General features: G+C 49.1%; 15 protein-coding genes. 10 read left to right on the top strand and 5 right to left on the bottom strand.

What is annotated here, in order from left to right; translation table 11 throughout:
* The first annotated feature begins 6 nt into the window (after window positions 1-6).
* The 10 genes from AB5903_RS16975 to AB5903_RS17020 are packed head-to-tail and all read left to right on the top strand — an operon-like array spanning window position 7 to window position 11,361.
* Window positions 7-312 (top strand): PleD family two-component system response regulator, encoded by a 306-nt coding sequence (locus AB5903_RS16975; RefSeq protein ID WP_368118065.1) that lies wholly within the window; start codon window positions 7-9, stop codon window positions 310-312.
* Window positions 313-332: 20 nt separating this feature from the next.
* Window positions 333-1,499, top strand: a complete 1,167-nt coding sequence (locus AB5903_RS16980) for a sugar transferase (protein ID WP_005653047.1) — start codon at window positions 333-335, stop codon at window positions 1,497-1,499.
* Between the two features lie 29 nt (window positions 1,500-1,528).
* The gene (locus AB5903_RS16985) at window positions 1,529-2,368 is read left to right on the top strand and encodes a TolC family protein (RefSeq protein WP_118207262.1); all 840 of its coding nucleotides are present in this window, start codon (window positions 1,529-1,531) and stop codon (window positions 2,366-2,368) included.
* A gap of 6 nt (window positions 2,369-2,374) precedes the next feature.
* The gene (locus AB5903_RS16990; RefSeq protein ID WP_368118054.1) at window positions 2,375-4,534 is read left to right on the top strand and encodes a GumC family protein; all 2,160 of its coding nucleotides are present in this window, start codon (window positions 2,375-2,377) and stop codon (window positions 4,532-4,534) included.
* Window positions 4,531-6,009 carry an O-antigen ligase family protein gene (locus AB5903_RS16995; RefSeq protein WP_368118055.1) on the top strand — a complete coding sequence of 493 codons (1,479 nt, stop codon included), beginning with the start codon at window positions 4,531-4,533 and terminating at the stop codon, window positions 6,007-6,009. The genes AB5903_RS16990 and AB5903_RS16995 overlap by 4 nt, the downstream gene beginning before the upstream one ends.
* The gene (locus AB5903_RS17000; protein ID WP_217733730.1) at window positions 6,006-7,196 is read left to right on the top strand and encodes a glycosyltransferase family 2 protein; all 1,191 of its coding nucleotides are present in this window, start codon (window positions 6,006-6,008) and stop codon (window positions 7,194-7,196) included. Before AB5903_RS16995 ends, AB5903_RS17000 begins: the two co-directional genes overlap by 4 nt.
* Window positions 7,197-7,208: 12 nt before the next feature.
* Window positions 7,209-8,333: a glycosyltransferase family 1 protein gene (locus tag AB5903_RS17005; protein WP_117903200.1), complete on the top strand. Its 1,125-nt coding sequence runs from the start codon at window positions 7,209-7,211 to the stop codon at window positions 8,331-8,333.
* A 13-nt stretch (window positions 8,334-8,346) separates the two neighbouring features.
* Window positions 8,347-9,474: a glycosyltransferase family 1 protein gene (locus tag AB5903_RS17010; protein ID WP_368118056.1), complete on the top strand. Its 1,128-nt coding sequence runs from the start codon at window positions 8,347-8,349 to the stop codon at window positions 9,472-9,474.
* Window positions 9,475-9,480: 6 nt separating this feature from the next.
* Window positions 9,481-10,398 carry a glycosyltransferase gene (locus AB5903_RS17015; RefSeq protein ID WP_368118057.1) on the top strand — a complete coding sequence of 306 codons (918 nt, stop codon included), beginning with the start codon at window positions 9,481-9,483 and terminating at the stop codon, window positions 10,396-10,398.
* Window positions 10,399-10,407: 9 nt separating this feature from the next.
* Window positions 10,408-11,361 carry a glycosyltransferase family 2 protein gene (locus AB5903_RS17020; RefSeq protein ID WP_368118058.1) on the top strand — a complete coding sequence of 318 codons (954 nt, stop codon included), beginning with the start codon at window positions 10,408-10,410 and terminating at the stop codon, window positions 11,359-11,361.
* 111 nt (window positions 11,362-11,472) lie between these two features.
* Here the strand turns inward: AB5903_RS17020 and AB5903_RS17025 are convergent, their stop codons facing one another.
* From AB5903_RS17025 to AB5903_RS17045, 5 genes are read right to left on the bottom strand one after another with little or no spacing between them, the layout of a single operon-like run.
* Window positions 11,473-13,002 (bottom strand): lipopolysaccharide biosynthesis protein, encoded by a 1,530-nt coding sequence (locus AB5903_RS17025; protein ID WP_368118059.1) that lies wholly within the window; start codon window positions 13,000-13,002, stop codon window positions 11,473-11,475.
* Window positions 13,003-13,015: 13 nt separating this feature from the next.
* Entirely contained in the window at window positions 13,016-13,912 is an 897-nt protein-coding gene (locus AB5903_RS17030) for a glycosyltransferase family 2 protein (RefSeq protein ID WP_368118060.1), read from the bottom strand.
* A gap of 33 nt (window positions 13,913-13,945) precedes the next feature.
* Entirely contained in the window at window positions 13,946-14,986 is a 1,041-nt protein-coding gene (locus AB5903_RS17035) for a glycosyltransferase family 2 protein (RefSeq protein WP_368118061.1), read from the bottom strand.
* A complete protein-coding gene (locus AB5903_RS17040; RefSeq protein ID WP_368118062.1) occupies window positions 14,983-16,029 on the bottom strand; it encodes a glycosyltransferase family 2 protein in 1,047 nt (348 codons plus the stop codon). Before AB5903_RS17040 ends, AB5903_RS17035 begins: the two co-directional genes overlap by 4 nt.
* A gap of 11 nt (window positions 16,030-16,040) precedes the next feature.
* A complete protein-coding gene (locus AB5903_RS17045) occupies window positions 16,041-17,213 on the bottom strand; it encodes a glycosyltransferase family 2 protein (RefSeq protein WP_368118063.1) in 1,173 nt (390 codons plus the stop codon).
* Window positions 17,214-17,261: the final 48 nt, after the last annotated feature.

A 17,261-nucleotide genomic window follows, 5' to 3' on the forward strand; every position in this document is an offset into this window, starting at 1 on the left:
CTCAAGATCTATTTAGGGACAGAATACGATCTGGAATATTTTGAAAGCCCTCTAAAGGCTCTTGAGTGGCTTAACGAAGGCAATGTTCCCGACCTTATCATCTCCGACATTCACATGCCCCACATGCGCGGCAATGAATTCCTGTACTATCTGAAAGGGAACGAGCTGTTCAAACATATCCCCGTAATGATGCTCTCCAGTGAGGAAAGTACCGTCGAACGCATCCTGTTGCTCGAAGCCGGAGCGGCAGATTACATACTCAAGCCATTCAACCCGTTGGAACTCAGGGCACGCATCAAGAAATACATCTGAAAAAGAACTGAAAGGAAGATATGCTATATTATATCTACATAGGAAACAGCCAGACTGCCATCGACCACCTGAGCAAGGTTACCAATGGCATGTTCGTTACTGTCTCCGGTGCCCGTAAAGCTGCCAAAATCATAGACGGCATCCGCGAACGGTATAACACATCCATCCTTTACGAGCAAACCGACACAGAAAAAGATTGCCTTGACATCACCTGCCTCCACAAGAGGTTTCCACGCGTATACATAATACTTATCACCGAAGGATTGCCGGCAGAAGCCCGCAAAGCCTATCTGCAGGCAGGCGTCAATAATACACTGCCGCCACAAGCTGATGAAACGAGCATCCACCGAATGACCCAGTTCCTGCAAGTGCGTCAAAAGCATAAAATGCAGGAGTTCAGCCAAAGCCACCGAAAGATGCTTAACACATTTCATCTGCCCGCATGGAAACGTGCGTTCGACATTTTGTTTGCCATATGCGCCCTGATAATACTATCTCCGTTACTTATCGGCACTGCCATTGCCATCCGTCTCGAAAGTAAGGGTAAAGTCATCTATAAGTCGCAACGTGTAGGCAGTAACTACCGGATATTCAACTTCCTGAAGTTCCGCTCCATGTACACCAATGCGGACAAGAAGCTGAAGGAACTCAATGCCCTCAACCAGTACAAAATGGAAGAAGAAGCGGCAGACGATACCCCCGACATCCGGTTCGACGACCTCACAGGCTCTTCCGATGAAGAAGCAAACTTACTGATTTCTGATGACTTCATCATACCGGAAAAAGATTTTTTCCGGCAAAAGGCCCAATCCAAAGAAAGCCCGTTTGTCAAGATAGAAAACGATCCGCGCGTCACACGCATCGGCCGTTTCATCCGTAAATACAGCATTGACGAACTTCCGCAGCTATTCAACGTCCTGAAAGGCGATATGAGCATCGTAGGCAACCGTCCGCTTCCGCTCTATGAGGCCGAACTGCTGACCAGCGACGCATACATAGACCGCTTCATGGCTCCTTCCGGACTGACCGGGCTCTGGCAAGTGGAAAAGCGTGGCGGAGCCGGTAAGATGTCGGCGGAAGAACGAAAGCAACTGGATATTAAATATGCACAAGAATTCTGTTTCCGGCTGGACATGAAGATACTTCTAAAAACGTTCACCGCTTTTGTACAGAAAGAGAACGTGTAAGTATTAAAACTAAAAAAACAAACAGACAAATGATAAAAGCCCATACACATCCCCTATCATATCTCTGTACAGCTACATTTATTCTGTTCCTGTTGCCCCAGTCCATCCATGCCCAGACGGACATGACCCGTGAAGAGCGCATCAAAATTCTGGAGGCACTGAAAGAAAGCGATGCCATTCTGGAGAAGAGTATCTCAGGAAGCCAGCTACCGGAAACGCAACACTATATCGAAGGTTTTGATCTGCCGCCCCTTTCCGTATTTATGGATGCCGTCATAGAAAACGCCACTGTAAAGCGGGCACACTCCCAGGTAGAGCAGGTTAAGAACCAATACCGCATAGAAAAAAGAAACTGGTGGAACTACTTCCGGCTGAACGGAAATTATGCATACGGGCGTTACAACGTATTGAACGACAACAGCGATTCCTACAACGACTGGTATCAGTCCACCACAGCCAGTTCCCGGTACACCTTCAACGTAGGAGCCAGCTTCAGTGTAGGTCTCGGCGATTTATTCAACCGTCCGCTCCGGCTGAAGAACTATCGTTACAACATCGAGCAGCTTCAATACACGCAGGAAGAAGTAATGGAAGAACGGCGGCTCAAAGTGCTGGAAGCATATAACAATGTGACGGCGCAACTGGCAACCATCAAAGCCAAAGCGGAGAATGCCGCCCTCTACAACGCTCAGATGAAAATCTCGGAGAACAATTTTATACAAGGTAAAATAGACATCATCTCTCTTTCACTGGAGCGTGCGCGCCGTTCCGGAGCGGTGACTTCCTATGCCGAAGCACGCGTTTCGCTGCATAACGCCATCATTTTACTTGAGATGCTGACAAATGTAAAAATAATCAAAGGGAAATAAAATCTTATGGATATAATACAGTTTATAGCACAATTCTTCTACCGCATCCGTTACTGGCTGTTGTGGGGTGGATTTATTGTCACAGCACTGGTGGCGTACTTCACCCAGTTCCTGCCGTTCAGCTATACTGTAAACAGTAATATCTATGCCGGTGTAACCAATGTTACCAATATTGACGGCAGTAAGATTGAAAACATCAGCAGCACTTTCGACAATCTCATCAACATAGCCAAGTCCAAAAGCACATTGGAGAAGGTCTCTCTCCGCTTGCTTGCCACGAACCTTGTATATGGCGAGGAGTGGCAGGATAATATGTACATCCAGGCAAAGCACTACCGCCAACTCCTGCAGCATACACCCAAAGAAGTGCTGGCTTTGGTAGACCGTTCCTCATTGGACAAAACCGTCGGGAACCTGCAAGCATACCGTCAGGAAAGTGCCGCCAACTTTGTATACTCCATGTTCAGCCGTCCTACGGAGTTTTACAGTTTCCACGCACTCGAGCAGATAACCGTGAAACGTCTGGGCACAAGTGACCTGATAAGTTTCACCTACACAAGTCCCGACCCGGGTATCACCCAAAACACCATCAAGATTTTAGAGGACGAACTTATCAAAGCATACGAAATACTCCGTTTCAGCGCCACGAACAGTGCCATCGCTTACTTTGAGGAGCAAGTAAGACTTGCCAAAACCAACCTCAACAAAGAAGAAGACAACCTGATGCACTATAATGTAGAGCATTCGGTAATCAACTACGACAATCAGAGTAAAGAGCTGGCGGTAACCAAATACAATCTGGACGACCGTGAGGAACTTGCCCAACGAACCTACAAAAGTGCCGTGGCTCTCCGTCGGATGCTGGAAGATAAAATGGACATCCGCGCCAAGATTATACGCGATAACACGAAGCTGCTCAAAGAACTTGAAAAAGTTACGGAACTGAACCAGAATATCCTGGAGCAGGAAATCTTTTCAACGGATACGGAACTAAAAGACAACGAACAGTTGCGACAGAACAAAACCGATTTGCGAAACTCGGAAAATAGAATCAGCCAGATTTCAGACAACCTCAACGAATACAATTTCACCAAAGAGGGTGTCGGTATCGATAATATGGTAACAGAATGGCTGATGGCATGTATCAACGAGGCAAAGACAAAGGCCGAACTGAAAGTCCTTCAGGAACGCCGGAACGACATCCTGAACCAATATCGGGAATTTGCTCCAGTGGGCACTCAAGTAAAACGTAAGGAGCGTGCCATCGGCATAGCCGAAGACACCTACCGTGAACAGCTCCGCGGACTGTCCGAAGCGCGGCTCCGCCTGCAAAACATAAAAATGACCACTGCCAACCTGCAAATCATCGCTCCGCCCGAGTTCCCGCTTACCGACAACGGCCGTAAGCGCCTGCTCTACGTCGTGGCTGCTCTGATTGGCAGTTTGATATTCATTACTTTCTACTTCCTCATCATTGAACTGACAGACCGCACGCTACGGGATGCCGAACGCAGTCACCGCCTTAGCGGCCTGCCCGTCATCGCCGCATTCAACGGTATCAGCAACCTGAAGTTCCGAGGATTCCTGAAAGTATGCAACCGCCGTGCCGCCGCCTATTCCTGCCATCAGCTCGACAGGTATCTGGCAACAGGACGCCCTACCGTCATCAACCTGCTCAGTATGGAAGAGCGGGAAGGTAAAAGTTTTCTGGCCAAATATTTTGCCGACCATTGGGCTTCCGTGGGACTTCGCACCCGTATCGTAAAACACGATGTCGATTTTGAGACCAACGACAAGAAATACGTCCGGGCACAACAACTATCCGATTTCTGGCAACTGAACTCCGCCGAGCAGATACCGGACATCATTCTTGTGGAATACCCGTCCATAAGCACTGCCAGCCTGCCTTTGACCGTACTGAAACAAGCCGATGTCAACCTGCTCATAGCCAACGCCTGCCGTTTATGGGGTAAAAACGATGATATCAACCTGAAATCCATCAAAGAAATGCTGGGTGACACTCCGTTATCACTTTATCTCAACAATGCCGACCGTGAAGTCGTGGAATCGTTCACCGGCGAATTACCGCCCAAGACACCTCTCCACAGCTTCGTCAGCCGATTGTCCCAACTGGGACTGACCGCTAAAAAAGCTGCTGTAAAATGAGTATCAAGCGAAGTTACATATCATCTCCCGCCTTAACCTTTGCCATACTCTGCATCGGTTTAGGATGTATCGTCGCAGCTACTTTGAAGCAAAATTTAGCGATAGCAGGACTGGTGGCGGCACTGCCCGCCCTCTTGTGTATTCTGATTTTGCATCTTCGCAAACCGGAACGCTTCCTATTCCTGCTATTCATTTTCAATTATTTCTTCACCCCATTGGCGCGTTACAGCCGGCAGGACGGACTCAGCATACTGTCGGACATCATCTGGTGGAGCGTGCTTCTCATCGTCATCGTCCAAACGGCGCTGCACTACCGTTTTCCCTGGAAACGGGCCGTCAACATTCTCACCATAGGGGGTGCCGTACTGGCAGTGTACTGTCTTATGGAAGTCGTTAACCCCACCGCATCCCTGGAAGCATGGATTTATTCCAGGGGATTCATTTACAATACGTTTCTCGTGTCCCTAATCACGGTGCTGCTGGCAACATCCTATAAACAAATCAGCCGGCTGATATTCCTGTTCTCCATACTTACGCTCATCGCCATACTGAAAGGCCTCTGTCAGAAATTCATCGGTTTCGACGCCGTCGAATACAATGCCATGATGGAAAGCGGCATGTACAAAACGCACTTGCTGCCCCAGATCACCCGCTACTTCTCCATCTTTACCGATGCGGGGAATTACGGTTCCAACATGGGATTCACCTGCGCGCTGTTCGGTATTGCCGGCTTGTTCAGCAAGAAGTCCAGCCTGAAAGTATATTACTTTTCCATCTCCGCACTCTCATTATACTCGATGTTCATTACAGGTACCCGAGGAGCTATCGTAGTGCCCCTGGGCAGTCTGTTGCTTTTTGCGCTTATCAGCAAGAACATCAAACTGATGAGTGCTGCCGCAGTGGGAGGAATTTACATCTATGTTTTCTTCGCATTTACATACGTGGGAGAAAGCAACTACATGATACGGCGCATGCGCACGGCATTCCGTCCCAATAAAGACGCGTCCTATCTGGTAAGAAAGCAGAACCAGAAAAAGCTGGCAGAGTATCTCAGGAACAGACCGTTCGGCGAGGGACTCGGCCTGGGCGGTGTGGAAGCCCGGAGATTCGGCAGCAGGCTGACAACCACCATCCCCAACGACTCCACCTACGTCAAGATATGGACGGAAACGGGCGTTGTGGGCATTCTCCTTTACCTGCTGATTTATGCGGGCAGCCTGCTATGGGGATGCTACTGCATCATGTTCAAAATAAGGAATGACGAGCTGCGCCACCTGCTCACCGCACTTGCCTGCGGCATATTCGGCATGATGCTCAGCGCCTACGGGAACGCATTCTTCACCCAGTTCCCCACCGGCATTATGATGATTATGTTCCTGGGCATACTGATGAACGGAAAATATATAGACGAACGTCTGACGATTGAAAAACAGCAGGCATTATTAACCACAACTAAAAAAGATTCGATGCTATGATGTCCAACATTTTTAACATATTCAGCATAGACTGGTGGATGGATGAGAGCAACAATGCGCTACAAATGACAGATTCCGTCCTATTCCTGCTGCTGGCTATTCCGGTAGCCTACCTGTTTCTCTGCGCACTCTTCTCGCTCGGAAAGTACAAGAACCCTTATCCGGCGGCAGCCGTACAGCACCGTTTCTTAGTGCTTTTTACCGTATTGCGCAATGGGAAAGAAGTAATTGAATCCGTCAACCGCTTTCTGGACACCCAGCAATACCCGCGCGACAAATACGACGTTGCCGTAGCAGCCACCCAACTGCCCGAAGAGGACCTTGTCACCCTGTTGCAAATGCCCGTAAACATCGTAGTGCCCGACAAGGAATACTGCACCAAAGTCTACGCCATCCAGCAGGTTATGGAACGCTACGCTCCCGATGAATACGACCTGATTGTCATCTTCAATTCCGACAACCATATCGTGCCGAACGCCCTCAGCATGTTCAACAACGCCTACTACTCCGGTTGCGATTCCATCCAGGCACACCGCATAGCGGAGAACCTGAATACCAGCATCGCTGTTCTCAATGCCACCAGCGAAGAAATCAACAACAATCTTTTCCGTCTGGCACATACCCGCATGGGCTTTTCCTCGGCTCTCATAGGTTCGGCAATGGCATTCGATTTCGCCATGTTCCATGAACGTGCTCCCAAGCTGAAAGGCTCCGATATAAGCAAGGCGATGGAAACCGTACTGCTGGAACAGAACATCTACACCGAATATCTGGCGGAAGTGGTATGTTACAGCAAAAAAGAAGATAATGCAGACGGCTACCAGACGCAACGCATCAGCTGGATCCGTTCGCAATATACCAGCACATTCTTTGCGTTGAGGTATCTCCCGCTGGTATTGCTGAAAGGTGAATGGGACTATGCCCTCAAACTTTTTCAGTGGCTGATGCCTTCCCGTTTCCTGCTTATCGCACTAATTCTGCTATGCACGGCAGGCATCACCCTGCTGAACTGGACCTGGGCCCCAAAATGGTACGTACTGCTTGCAACACTTATCCTCACCTTCCTCATGGCACTGCCCGAAGGAGAAGTCAGCCGCCGTCTCCGCAAAGCCATCTGGGCGCTCCCGGTACTTATGTTTACAGCCGTATTCAGCCATATAAAACGGTTCTTTTATAAAAAGAAATAAGGAGTACACAACATGAAGATAGCCATAGAAGCCCAACGGATTTTCCGTCCCGACAAGCACGGCATGGATTTCGTAGCACTGGAAACCATCCGCGAATTGCAGAAACGGAACGACGGCAATGAATACTACATTATCGTGGCTCCGGGCAAAGACCATTGCCTGGAAGAATCTGCCAACCTCTCCATTGTGGAAGTGGCGTGTCCCACCTACCCGCTTTGGGAACAGATAGCCCTGCCGCTGGCGGTGAAACGTTTAGGGGCGGACCTGCTGCATTGCACGTCCAACACAGCCCCGCTCTGCTGTCCGGTTCCGCTGGTACTGACACTCCACGACATCATCTATCTGGAACCCCGCCAACAGCGCAGTCCCTCGCTTTATCAGGAAATGGGCCGGCACTACCGCCGCCTCACCGTACCACGGATTCTGAAGAAATGCCGGAAAATCATTACCGTTTCGCACTTCGAACGCAACCGCATCCGCGAAGCCCTGAACATTCCCGCCGACCGCATTACGACCATCTACAACGGCTATAGCAGACATTTCCGTCCGATGGACGACATAGACATGCAGATAGTAAACCGCTACATCCCCCAAAAAGACTTCCTGTTCTTCCTGGGAAACACGGACCCTAAAAAGAATACGGCACGGGTGCTGAAAGCCTACAGCCTTTATCTGGAAAAATCGTCCGTAAGGCGTCCGCTACTCATCGCAGACCTCAACGAAACCTATATAGACAGGCTGCTGCAACAGGAAAACATCAGTAACCGCCTGAAACGGCACCTATTCTATCCCGGCTATATCCACAACGCCGACCTCGCCACGCTGTACAATGCAGCATTCGCTTTCCTCTACCCCTCGCTGCGCGAGAGTTTCGGCATCCCTTTGGTGGAAGCTATGGCTTGCGGCACTCCCGTCATTACGGGAAACACCTCTTCCATGCCCGAAGTGGGCGGTCCGGACATACTTGCCGCAGACCCCTGTCGGCCGGAAGAAATAGCCGGTGCAGTGCTGCGTCTCGAAAATGAAGACGCGCTCTATCGGCAGCAACGGGAATACGGGCTGCTGCGCGCCCGGCAATTCTCGTGGAAAAAGACAGCCGATGAGCTGATTCAAGTATATCAATCACTCGACATATAAATGACCTCCGCCCATGAAAACCCTTTTTCTTGTCTTTTACGGATTTCAGGAATACAACGGTATCAGTAAGAAAATCAGATACCAGGCGGACGCCCTCAGGCTATGCGGGGCAGATGTACGCACCTGCCACTACGAGGTTGGCAACGACGGCAGCCGGAAGTGGATGATAGACGAAGATGTGCTTGCCGATTTGGGCAAAGGAATACCCGCCAAAATAAAAAAACGGCTGTCGTTCGCCCCTATCCTGCAATACGTTCGCCGGGAAGGCATACAATGCGTATATATCCGCTCCTATCACAACGCCAACCCCTTTACCATACACTTCGTGAGGATACTGAAAAAGCAGGGTGTAAGAGTGCTGCTGGAGATACCCACATATCCCTATGACCACGAATATTCTTCCGGCATGGAGAAAGTGCAGTTGTACACGGACAAGCTGTTCCGCCATGCGTTCTGCAGGTACGTCGATTTCATTGTAACCTTCTCCAGCGATGACCGGATATTCGGTCGCCCCACCATCCGCATATCCAACGGAATAGATTTCGCCCGCATCCCCCTGCGCTCTCCCCGGCACGGCACGAGCAAGGAACTCCACCTGATAGGAGTTGCCGAAATCCACTTCTGGCATGGTTTCGACCGGTTGCTGAAAGGCCTGGGAGCATATTACGGCAACAACCCCGAATATAAAGTCTATTTCCATCTGATAGGCAAACCGAGCGGCAGGCGGGAAGAGAAAGACATTGCAACACTCATCCGCCGGTACTGCTTGCAGCCGTTCGTCACCCTGTACGGAGCAAAGCATGGCGAGGAGTTGGACGCGCTTTTCAACCGGGCAGACTTCGCCATAGGCAGTCTGGCACGGCATCGCAGCGGCATATACAACATCAAGACCCTGAAAAACAGGGAATATGCGGCGCGCGGGTTCGGCTTCGTCTACTCCGAAACGGACGATGATTTCGACCGCATGCCCTACACGCTGAAAGTGCCCGCCGACGAAAGTCCCGTCAGCATCCCCGCCCTGATAGAGTTCTGCCAGCACATGACCGTGACACCGCGGGAAATAAGAGATTCCATCCGACACCTTTCTTGGGAAGAACAGATGAAAAAAGTGTATGAACAGATTGTCCGAATAAAAAAGTAAAATAGCATGCCCGAAGTTTCCGTTATCATCCCCATATACAACACGGCTGCCTACCTGCGCAAGGCGCTGGACAGCATTTGCGGCCAGACCCTGAAAGAGCTGGAGATAATCCTTATCGACGACGGCTCTACCGACGGAAGCCGCGGCATCATCGAAGAATACGCGAAACGCGACGCAAGAATCCGGTGGTACGCGCAGCCCAACCAGGGATTATCCGTTGCACGCAACCGAGGATTGCTGCATGCTACCGGCAAGTACATATATTTTATGGACAGTGACGACATTTTGGATACGCAAGCCCTCCGGCACTGCCATGATTTGTGCGAGAAAAGAGAACTGGACTTCATCTTCTTCGATGCAAAACCGCTGACGGAGTCGGCTGACAGCCAGAATATTCCCAATTATGACAGAAAAGGGAAAATAGACGAATCCGTACATTCCGGCATGGAAATGCTGGATTATGAGCTGAGCAACCGCCTGTTCCTCACTCCCGTTTACCTGTGCATGGTCAATCGCCTGTTCCTGAAAAAATGCTTCACTTGCTTTCATCCCGGCATTATCCACGAAGACCATTCTTTTGCCATGATGATTTATCTGAATGCACAAAGAACATGCTACGTTCCCAAGGCTTTCTTCGGGCGAAGGATACGTCCCCACTCCATTATGACCAGTCGCTTCGGAATGCGCAACATCGAGGGATACACCACCGTATGTACCCAAATGCAGGCACTCGGGCAAGAACATCCCGAATGGAAAACGGTCATCCGCAAATACCTGTCCTACACCCTGAACGATGTAATCTGGGCGGGACACCGGATGTCGCTGCTTGAAAAAATAGAAACCGCCTGCCGCTTCAGACGCCTGCGGCTCGGAAAATATGTAAGCTTCAGAAACTGGGCTGTATTCTGGCTGAAGAAAAAATAGGAAAAGACTATGAAAGCGCTTGTTTCCATCATCACCGTCAACTATAACGGGCTGCGCGATACCTGCGAAATGATAGACTCTTTCCGCAACCACGAAACCTATCCGCACTACGAAATCATCGTTGTGGACAACGGTTCGCGCCTGCCCGAAGCGGAAGAAATACAGGAACGATACAGGAGTAATCTCGTACCGGGCGGCTCCTTATCAGGCAGCCCCGCATCGGACAACCCCGCCTCCTTTCCTCCCGTCAAAGTGGTGCGGAACATCAACAACGGATTTGCCGGCGGCAACAATGCCGGACTGAAAGCCGCCGGAGGAGATTATCTCTTTTTCATCAACAACGACACGCTCATCAAAGAACCGGTACTGGATGCGTTGGTACGACGCATGGAGTGCGACCCGCAACGCAACGGCGGCGTATCGCCCATGTTGAAATTCGCCGCTTGTCCGGACATCCTGCAATATGCAGGCTTCACTCCTCTAAGTTCCCTTACACTGCGCAACGCATCCATCGGATTCATGCAACAGGACGGCCCGCGCTTCCGTACTCCCTGCGAAACCGCCTCATTGCACGGAGCCGCCATGATGGTAAGCCGGCAGGCGCTACAGGATGCAGGCCCCATGACCGAAATATATTTCCTTTTTTACGAAGAGCTGGACTGGTCTGCACAGCTTAGGAAAGCCGGTTACCGCCTATGGTACGAACCTGCTGCCGTAGTCTACCACAAAGAGAGCATGACGGCGAAGCGAGGCAGTCCGATGCGGGAATTCTACCTGTCGCGCGCCCGCGTGCTCTTCGCCCGCCGGAATCTGCAAGGCATCAGGAAATACCTGTCTTGTACCTACCTCTGCATCCTCGCCGCTCCTAAAAAAGCGGCCGTATATCTGCTGCACGGACAAGGCACACTTGCCAAGGCAACGCTATGCGGCACTTATCGGGGAATGTTCGTTCAGTACAGATAAAAGTTTATCCCTATTAAACTCATAGTTTATTAGGAATAAACTTCCGGTTCAATAGGAATAAACTTTCAGTTTAATGTGGATAAATTATAATAAACTCCACATGTATGCATTCTATTTACGCCGCAAACGCTTCACCAGCGAACGCATCCCTGCCGAACAGCAATAGAAGCTGCTGCACAATATCAGCAGAAATACCAGAGAGGAGACCAGCGCATATACAATCCACATGCCATATCCCCGGGACGGCTCCGCCAACGGAAGGAAACAAAGTACCGCATCCGTCAGCCCCCATGCAAGAACGGCAAGCAGCAGATACCGGAATATATTTTTCCAATATGACTTCACGGACATTTTAAACCCCTCTTTGTAAAGGAAATAAGGCTTCCAGACACTGATAACGGTTATCGAACTGGCTATATCTCCCAGCAATACTCCCGGAAGTCCCCACAAATAGCCGCCTGCCAATGCCACCGCCACTGTTATCGCCAGTGTGGCAACCGGCGCCCATGTGTCGTGAAACAGTCCGTAACCGAAAATAAACTGGTCGTTCGTACCCCTGAACTGACTGATAAAGAAGTTGGTAAGAATCACAATCAAGACGGAACGGGGCAATATGTACTCCTCGCCCAGCCACACCGTAATGAACGGGTCCATCAGATGATACAACGCGAACGTCAGAAACGAGGCTATCAAAAAGCGCAATGAGCTTAACTCCCAAAATACCTGCTGGATACGCTTCATATCCCCCTCGGCTATCAGACTGCCCACCCCTGCGCCGGTACTGCCCAGAAAGTTATCGACAAACTGATTCAGCTTGGTGAGCAGCAACATATAGTTGCCGTAATACGCCACCAGTTTCAATGAAGTAAATGCGTAGACCAGAAAAGGCAAAAGCTGCGTTCTGCCCATTCCCGCCAGCTTATGTACAAACATCTGACGGGCTTTACGCACAATAATCCTATTCTCCGGATATTTCAGTCTGCCTTCCGACACACTGCACTTCAGCCACGGATATACCCGGTTTATCTTCCAGTTCAGTATGAACGAATACAAAATGCCGAATGTCAGTTCAATGGCTATCCACAGATAAAGACTGCCCACGTAGCATACCAATGCTATTTGCAGGAGAATCTTGATGATATTGGCCGTTTGAAAATAAACAGTGACTACATAGTTGCGCTGATCGGCGCCCAGCAGGGTTTGCCGGTAATTAACAAAATAACTGATGAGAGCGGAAGTCAAAAATGCAAAATAAGCAAAATAGATTACTCCGAGGCGAATGCCGGCATCGGCGAATATATAGGGCAGGAAGCAGGCCAAAAGCAGTCCTGCACCCAAAATCAGCAGTCCTACGTTACGATAGAGATAAGCCAGTACCGAAACAATCTCCTTTATCCTGTCCCGATTTCCGTCGAAAATCGGTTTGTAAAGCACATAGCCGATGGAAGCTCCGATGCCCAGCTCCGCCAGATTGAGAAAGCCAAGCAGGTTCTGCATCGTACTCGTCAGCCCGACAAAGTCCGCCCCCAGTTTCTCAAGAAATATCTTCCTGGAGAAAAAGGAGATGAAAAGAGTGACAAGGTAAAAGAATACATTGACACGCGCATTCAGATAGCTTTTATGGAGGCGGGATTCTGACATTGTAAAACATTATTTATAAAACCTTGGTTATGGAAGTACAATGAAACTTACTTTTTAACAGCTCTGCAAAAGTCCTGTATATATTTTTCCAACTTTCAAACCGAAGATAAATACACAAAGCTCTACAATATCCTTTACTGCCGAAGTGCTTGCGGCAATCCGTCACACGGGAATAACTGTAAAGCACCTTATCGCTACGCCCTATATCCAGCAAAAAGCGGTTGTAACGGCAAGCAACCTTTACACGAGCAAGAAGAGTATCTGACCGCACTCCATACTGCAATGAATCTTTTCTGACTGTGACACAATAGACATACCCGGAACATGCCGCTACTTTATGGGCATGATAATCCACATAAGCGGCAAACATGGCATCGTTGGCGGCAACCGTTTCATCAAAGCAAATACGGTATCTGCGTACCAATTCTGCGGAAACCATCTTAGCCCAGGGTACGTCGTTACGGTATTTCAGAATTTCAAGGTCCATGTCCTCCGCTATTTTCCCATTATGGATCTGGCGTGACGGAACCGGAGCCAGTGTATCCGAATCGACTGTTTCCGCACGGAACGTAATCAAGTCATAGTCCGTATTCCGGTAAGTATCCAATACGTTCAGGAAGCCGGGCAGAAAGAAATCATCGGCATCCGCAAATACCAGCCATCTGCCTTTGGCTCTGGCAAGTCCGCAATTACGGGCATAACCGGCTCCTCTGCCCTCTTTGGTAAAGAGAATCTCCACATCCGTCCTGTCACTGCCCGGAAAATGAGCAAAGTCCACAACATCCGGGGAACTGTCATCATCTGCCACGATAATCTGCACATCGTCCCTGGGCGGAATGGAATCGAGACACCGTTGCAACAGGCAAGGTATGTCCTTATGGGGAATAATGATTGAATATAGAATTTCCATTTCTTCTTATCGTAAAATAACACCAGACCTGTCCTATGCCTTTTCGGGATAACCGAATACGTACCTGAACCGGCAACTGCAAAGTATGGACATATAAAGATTATAACAAAAGCAGAAACCATGCAACAGGAACTGCCTGCCCCACTTGTCCGCTTTATATCCGGGATGATAAAACTCTTTCATGAAAGAGCGCTGTTCCGCTGCCAACCGGCGCAAATGTTGTGTCCGTAATGAGAAAGGAACTTTCCCGGCAGAGCGATAGTCGGCAATCAATGCACGCTGGAAAAACAACACGACAAAGGAGAAAGCAGTTCTCATATCCGCCACATTCAAGTCCAACTTTCCGGCAAGCCGTACAGTAATCGATTTATATAATTTGAAAGTTGCATACTCCGATGCAAAATCATTCAGACGCTTTGTCAAAGAACCGGGTACGTCGCAATAGACATAATCTACATGGCTGCCTACAACCACCTGCCGGCAATGAAACAAATATTGAAAATTGAATATCGTATCTTCACCGAAAGAAGCCTCCGCTGGAAAGCGTAGCCCCAACCGCTCAATGAGAACCCGGCTGAAAAGTTTGGCAACCGGTCCCCGCATATCCCGCATCTCATCATTGAGAAACAGCTCCCTGACTTCTCTACCGGTATAGACCGACGGAATAAAAGAGGTTGTATATTGCCTGTCTGTCTGCTCCGACACAACTGTAAAGCCCTGTACTACAATTGAGTCCAGGTTCAAAGGTCTCTCTTCATAAAGATGTTTCAGGTAGTCCGTACCCACATAATCGTCCGAATCGACAAAAACGATATACTCTCCTTTCGCTTCATCCAACCCCTTGTTGCGGGCCGTACTGACACCTGCATTCGTCTGATGCAGCACACGGATACGGCAGTCTCTTTCGGCCCAGTCATGGCATATCTTGCCGCTGTTGTCAGGACTGCCGTCATCGATTAACAACAATTCAAAAGCTGTAAAAGACTGGGCAAGCAGACTTGCGATACAACGGGAAAGGTATTTTTCTGCCTTATAGATCGGTATTATTACAGATATGACACATTGTTCCATCATCTTTCCGCTCCAAACATATACCTGAACTTAATTCCCCACAGGCAGCGCATCCACGCATCAAAAGCAACCGCACCGACATTAACCAGCAAAAACCTTAAAAACTTATCCGCCTTATACTGGGGAGAGAAGCATTCTTCTATCCACCTCCTGTGGGATGAAAGCAACTGACGCAAAAAAACAATCCGCTCTTTTCGGCTATAATGATTCTCTTTCTTATAGACTGCCAACAGGATTTTATGAAAAAACACCGTTAATGAATCCCATACCCCGACCAAAGAGGAATCCTCCAATCGATAGGTTTCCTTATATCGGCATACTCTTTCCAGATAGTTGGAAAAAGCGGCGTATTCGCTGCGGAAATCTTTTATGCAAGTGGATAATGTAGCCATAGAATATCCCACCCTATATATATAGGTGGAAGTATCGCGGATAAGCAGAAAATCCGAATAAGGAAGATAGTCGAGCATAAAGAGCATATCTTCCAATCCCGACACAGCAGGAACAAACCGGATACCGTGTTCCTTTATCAGCCTGTTGTCATACAGCTTTGCCCAGGCATACATTACGTACTTTCCAACCAGTTCTGCAAGCACACGCGAACAGTCCATCGGCAAGATGGTTTGTTGCGGAACATGAACGGTATGCAAAGAACCGTCGGGAAACAGTTTATCGAACCCGCAGATTACCGTTCCTCTTTGAGACTTATCGGCAGGCAATGATGCGTAAAGCTCCTGCAAATAGGTGGAAGTGACGTAATCGTCCGAATCGACAAATGCAATATAAGTCCCCGATGCGTGCTCCAGCCCTTTGTTCCGGGCGCAACTCAACCCTGCATTCTCCTGATGGAAAACTCTTACTCTCTTATCCTTACCCGCATATTCATCACAGATTTCCCCGCAACGGTCCGGGCTGCCGTCATCTACCAACAGCAACTCGAAATCAGTAAACGTTTGCGATAAAATGCTGCTTATACATTCGGCCAAGTATTGCTCGACGTTATATACAGGCACTATCACTGATATTTCGGGGATGTTCCGTTCCATGGCATAATTTTTCAATCGACTCCGTGCGTGGTATGAATAAACCGCCTGTTCGCTTCCTTCAGCCGGAACAGGTTCAAAAGCATCAGCAGGAAAGAGTAAGGAACCCAACAAACCGCTTTCAGCAAACGCCATTTCCAATATTTGCGGGGAATGGCGAGAGCCAGCGCCAACAGCAACAGTATGAATATCCCCCACCATTTACAGGCCGACGGAGACGCGAACAGGGAATGTGCGAGGGAAATTATGAACACAAAGCCCAGCAGCAACACTCTGGAAAGAGAGATTTGCTGATAAAGCTTATCGCAGAAGTCCCACTTCCCGCTGCGAATGGCAGGTAGCAGGTGATTGGCAAATTCAAAGAAACTGTAATACTGGGCGGACAGCCAACGGCGACGCTGCCTGTAAAAGCTGTTCGCTTTCTGTATCTTCTCGTCCCTGACGATAGTATCGGGCAGATAATGAATGTGTATGCCCTTATAAAGAAGCTTCATTTCCAGCACGCGGTCAAAACCGCCCACAGAAGTGTTATCCATCATCGCATCGTAAAACAAGGGATATTCAAAGGCCATCCCCGAACCTATCAGAGCCGCCGACATTCCCAAATTGACATGTCCCAAACGGAATATGGAATTGTTTATCTCCTCGCTGATTGCATCCAGATAGGCCATACCGGTATTCAGATTCTTGGCCACGCGATGTGTCTGTACCACCCGGACGCCGGACACGGAGAAAGCATCGTTCAGCTCGGACAGGTAGGAAGGAGCAATAATGTTATCCGCATCTATTACCAATGCTATGTCGTAAGCGGCTTTGTCCAGATATCCGAGGGCTGCTTGCAGGGATTTGGTATTGGTGCTCTTCTCAAAATCGACTTGAAGCAGCTTTATGGGAAGTGAAGACAAAACTGCATTGGTTTCGGGTTGCATGTGGTCCGAAATAACCACAACATCATATCTGTCGTCCGGATAATCCTGCGCCAGACAGGCATGCACGGTAGGCAATATAACCGCATCTTCGCGATAAGCGGCAATGAACACAGCAAAACGCTTGCTTGTCCGGGCCGGTGCGGTAACGAACGGTTTGTAACGGCACAGCGATGCCAGACTGCACACCAGCAGATATGCCACATTTATCGCGAATAAAATGTATAGCAACCAATCAAGAGTATATAACAAGTATTCCAAAATCCATGCAATTTAAGCCTGTTGTTCTATGTTCCGGAAAGCCTGCCT

The organism is Bacteroides sp. 2201st1_D9_2201SCRN_220225 (assembly GCF_040928965.1).
Taxonomy (GTDB): domain Bacteria; phylum Bacteroidota; class Bacteroidia; order Bacteroidales; family Bacteroidaceae; genus Bacteroides; species Bacteroides stercoris.